This window comes from Terrabacter terrae (genome assembly GCF_039529575.1).
Taxonomy (GTDB): Bacteria; Actinomycetota; Actinomycetes; order Actinomycetales; family Dermatophilaceae; genus Terrabacter; species Terrabacter terrae.
The window spans coordinates 1-4,180 of record NZ_BAAANB010000100.1; the positions used below are offsets into that span (position 1 = coordinate 1).

6 protein-coding genes are annotated in these 4,180 nt (G+C 67.5%); all 6 read right to left on the minus strand.

What is annotated here, in order from left to right; all coding sequences use genetic code 11:
- On the minus strand, positions 1 to 139 hold a 139-nt coding region (locus ABD194_RS19500), incomplete at its 3' end, for an SDR family NAD(P)-dependent oxidoreductase (RefSeq protein ID WP_343994595.1).
- On the minus strand, positions 136 to 984 hold the full coding sequence (locus ABD194_RS19505; protein WP_343994585.1) for a fumarylacetoacetate hydrolase family protein: 849 nt from the start codon (positions 982 to 984) through the stop codon (positions 136 to 138). The genes ABD194_RS19505 and ABD194_RS19500, both read right to left, overlap by 4 nt.
- A gap of 75 nt (positions 985 to 1,059) precedes the next feature.
- Positions 1,060 to 2,271, minus strand: coding sequence for a mandelate racemase/muconate lactonizing enzyme family protein (locus ABD194_RS19510; protein WP_343994587.1), 1,212 nt, complete (start codon positions 2,269 to 2,271; stop codon positions 1,060 to 1,062).
- Between the two features lie 65 nt (positions 2,272 to 2,336).
- Entirely contained in the window at positions 2,337 to 3,098 is a 762-nt protein-coding gene (locus ABD194_RS19515; protein WP_343994589.1) for an SDR family NAD(P)-dependent oxidoreductase, read from the minus strand.
- Position 3,099: 1 nt separating this feature from the next.
- A complete protein-coding gene (locus ABD194_RS19520) occupies positions 3,100 to 3,975 on the minus strand; it encodes an SMP-30/gluconolactonase/LRE family protein (RefSeq protein ID WP_343994591.1) in 876 nt (291 codons plus the stop codon).
- Positions 3,976 to 3,989: 14 nt separating this feature from the next.
- On the minus strand, positions 3,990 to 4,180 hold a 191-nt coding region (locus ABD194_RS19525), incomplete at its 5' end, for an enolase C-terminal domain-like protein (protein WP_343994593.1).

A 4,180-nucleotide genomic window follows, 5' to 3' on the forward strand; every position in this document is an offset into this window, starting at 1 on the left:
CCGGGTCGACGTCTACCACTGCTACCCGCGCACCGCGGGCCGAGAGTTCGGACGCGATCGCGGCACCGATGCCCGAGGCGCCACCGGTGACGAGCGCGGTCAGGCCTGCGAACTCGTCGGACGTGAAGGAGCTGCTCACTGGAACGCCTCCATCACTTGCCGCTGCCGGCCGAGACCGTCGATCTCGAGTTCGACGACGTCGCCCCCGGCCAGGTACGGGAAGCGACCGGACAGGGCCACACCTTGAGGTGTGCCGGTGAGGATCAGGTCGCCAGGCTCCAAGGCCATGAACTGGCTGAGATGCCAGAGCAGATACTCGACGTCGAACACCATGTCGGCGGTCGTCGAGTCTTGCCGCGGTTCACCGTTGACCCATGTGCGCAGCCGGAGCGCGCGGTGGTCGACCTCGTCGGGCGTGACGAGCCATGGGCCCGTGGGTGTGAAGCCGGGCGACGCCTTGCCTTTGCTCCACTGTCCACCGGATAGGGACATCTGGAAGTCGCGTTCGGACAGGTCGTTGGAGATCACGAAGCCTGCGACGTGCCGCATGCTGTCGGCTGGCGAGTCGAGGTAGGAGGCGCGCTGTCCGATGACCACTCCCAGCTCGACCTCCCAGTCGGTCTTGGTGCTGTTCCGCGGAATGGTCACGGAGTCGTCGGGCCCTACGACGGTGTTCGGTGGCTTGAGGAACAGGATCGGAAGCTCCGGCGGCTGTGACCCCGACTCGGCCGCGTGAGCCGCATAGTTCATCCCGATGCACGCGACGGTGCTCGGGCGCGCGATGGGTGCGCCGACGCGCAGGCCCTCGATGTCGAGCGGCGGCAGATCCCCCGCCGCTACGGTCGCCGCAACATGCTCCACCCCGTTGTCGGCCAGGAACGCGCCGTCGATGTCCGTCGTCACGGGCGAGAGATCCAGAACGCGACCCTCGACAATCACCGCGGGCCGCTCCGACCCTGGCTGTCCGTACCGTGCCAACTTCATCGACGTTCTCCTCTGTTCTCGGTTGCTTCGATCTCGGTGTTCAAGACTTGCGGTCTCCGGTTCGACAAGGTCGGCCTAGTGGCCGGTGCCGCGGTACAGCGCGGAAGCTGCTGCCGCGAAGTGCGCGAGGGCGTCGTGGTCGAGCTCCACGCCGAGGCCGGGGGCGTCGGACGGTGTCAGCCGGCCGTTCACCAGTTCGGGCACGTTCCGGAACAGCTGCCGGCGTAGCGGCGACTCCGAGAGCTCGGCCGGGAGGTACTCGACGAACTCGCAACCGGGCGTGGCCGCGGCGAAGTTGGCGGCGGCCGCGATGGACAGCCCTGTCTTCCAGACATGGGGCACCACGGTCAGGCCCCGCGCCTGCGCCAGCGTGCCCACGCGGACAGCCTCGGTGAGCCCCCCGACCCGCCCCATGTCGGGTTGCACGACGGACACTCGACCCCGGTCCATGAGATCGAGAAACTCGAACCGGGTCGCGAGGAACTCGCCGGCCGCGATCGGCATGGGGGCATGCGCGGCGACCTCGGCGTACCCGTCCAGGTCGTCGAATGAGAGCGGCGTCTCGAGAAAACGCAGGTTCAGGTCCGCCCAGTCCTCGACGACGTCAAGGCAGGTGCGGGCGTCCGGGAACATGTACTGGACGTCGCACATCAAGGTGAAATCTGGGCCGACGGCCTCGCGTACAGCAGCAAGAACCTCCCCTGCCCTTTCGTACGGCTCCTTCATGCCCTGGTGCGCATAGGGACCGTTGACGGTCACCTCTGCCTTGAGGGCGGTGAAGCCGAACTTCTTTGCGCGGAGGGCCCAGTCCACCATCGACTGGGTGTAGCGCTCGAACCCTCCGGGCTCAGGCTGCAACGAGGCGTAGGGGACGGTCTGGTGGGGCAAGTCGGTGCGCTCAACGTCTTGGAAGAGCTGCCACGCGGGCTTGCCCAGTATCTTGCCGCGGAGGTCATGCAGCGCCATGTCCACCGCTCCGTAGGCGTGGACGACTGCTCCACGGCGGCCGTTCATGGCCGTGCCGACATAGAGCCGGTCCCAGAGACCTTCCACGTCCCGCGGATCCGAGCCGATTAGGGTGTCCCGGATACCGAGGCCCATGGTGTGCGTGCCGGGTGCTTCGATGCAGGCCTTGGCGATCCAGGGGTTGACATCCGCTTCACCCACGCCGATGAGGCCCTCGTCGGTCTCGATCTCGACGACGATGTCGTCCTGCGACGAACTGGTGGAGGTGATGTCGTAATCGGGGTCCACGAGAACGTGGCATCGGACGTCGATGATCTTCATGTCTAGCTCCAGTCGAGGTCGGGTGGAGATGCGGCAGCACCGGGCGCGCCCACGCCAGCTGCGAGCTACGTGAAGTACGTGCCGCCGTTGAGATCGAGCACCGCGCCGGTGATGAAGCCGGCCCGGGTTGAGGCCAGGAACGAGACTGCGTGGGCAACTTCTGATGGTGCTCCGGGGCGGCCGACCGCGGTGCTCTTGGTCATGGCCTCCACCGCCGCCGGCGTGCTGAAGGTCTCGTGGAACGGCGTCTGGTCGATGAACCCTGGTGCCACGGCGTTCACGGTGATTCCGGCGGGAGCGAACTCCTTGGCGGCCGCTCGTGTCAGTCCCGCCAGCCCTGCCTTCGCGGTGGCGTAGGCGCCTGCGCCTGCGCTGCCTCCGTTGTCACCGGCCAGCGAGCCGATGTTGACGACTCGTCCGCCGGCGGGCATGTGTGGTGCCGTTGCCTGCAGGAAGAAGAAGGCGCTACTCAGATTGACGTCCAGCACGCGGTGCCAATGCTGGGCCGACATCTCCGCCAAGGGGACTCGTCCGACGAGGCCGCCGGCATTGTTGACAAGCACCCCGACCCCGCCGAGCTGCTGGACGACCTCCCGCACGGCGGCATTGACGGCGTCCGGATCCGTGGCGTCGACCTTGATGGCGTGCGCTCGGCGGCCCAGTGCCTGGATTGCCGCGAGCGTGTCATCAGGTGCGTGCGAGAGGTACGTGAACGCCACGTCCGCGCCGTCCTCGGCCAGCCGGATGGCGATGTCCCGTCCGATCCCGACCGCGCCGCCCGTGACGAGGGCGACGGTTCGGTTCTGGTCGGTCACTTCCGATGTCACGTCAGGCTCCAAAGGTCGGTTCGGGGATGCCGGTCACAGCGGTCTCCAGTGCGAGGACCGACCCGGAGAGCGGGGCTTCGTGCAGCGTCCGCTCGTCCAGCCCATCGCGGGCAGAGGTGATGAACAGCGTGCTCAACTCCGGGCCGCCGAATGCGCAGCTCGTCGGACGAGGCACGGGGAGCTCGATGATCTCGGCGAGTTTGCCGTCGGGTGCATACCGACGGATCGCCCCGCCGTCCCAGAGCGCAGCCCACACGTAACCGTCGGAGTCGACTGTCAACCCGTCGGGCACCCCGTCGCGCTCGTCCACCTCCGCGAAGGTCCGTTGGCTGCTCAGCTCCCCGCGCTCGAGGTCGTAGTCGAAGGCGTAGATCCGGCCGTGCCCGGAGTCGGTGAAGTACATCGTTCGGTCGTCCGGACTCCAGCCCATGCCGTTGGCGATGACCAGGTCCGAGAGCATCCGTGTGCAGTCGAGATCGGCGCCGAGGCGGTAGAGCGATCCGAGCGGCTCGATCTCGTCCTGATGCAGCGTCCCGGCCCAGAAGCGGCCGGCACGGTCGCAGGCACCGTCGTTGAACAGGTTGTCCGGCTGTGCCGGCTCAGGATCGCACACCGCAGTCAGCGCACCCGTGTGCAGGTCCAGGAGGGCGAAGCCGCTGCGTAGGGCGACCAAGGCCCCGCCGCAGGTCCGGAGCGCAAGCGCGCCGATCTCGCTCGGCATGCTCCACTCCCGGCGCTGCCCGGTTGACGGGGAGTACGACCGGGCCGCGCGGCCCACGATGTCCACCCAGTAGAGCGTCTGCTCCTGCACCGACCACACTGGGCCCTCGCCCAGCAGATCGCTGCACTCGACCACGCAGCTCAGCTCGTTCACCATCGGAACTCGTCCCCTCAGGAGATGAGGCTTCGGCTACCCGTGTACTTCTCCAAGGCCTCCGGGTTGAGGGTGATCCCGAGTCCGGGCCTGTCCGGAATCTGGAGATATCCCTTCTCGTCGAGCTCCCACGGGTCGCTTACCAGGTCGTCGATGTAGGCCGAGCCGGAGATGTACTCGACCAGATCGGTGTTCTGCAGCGCGGAGG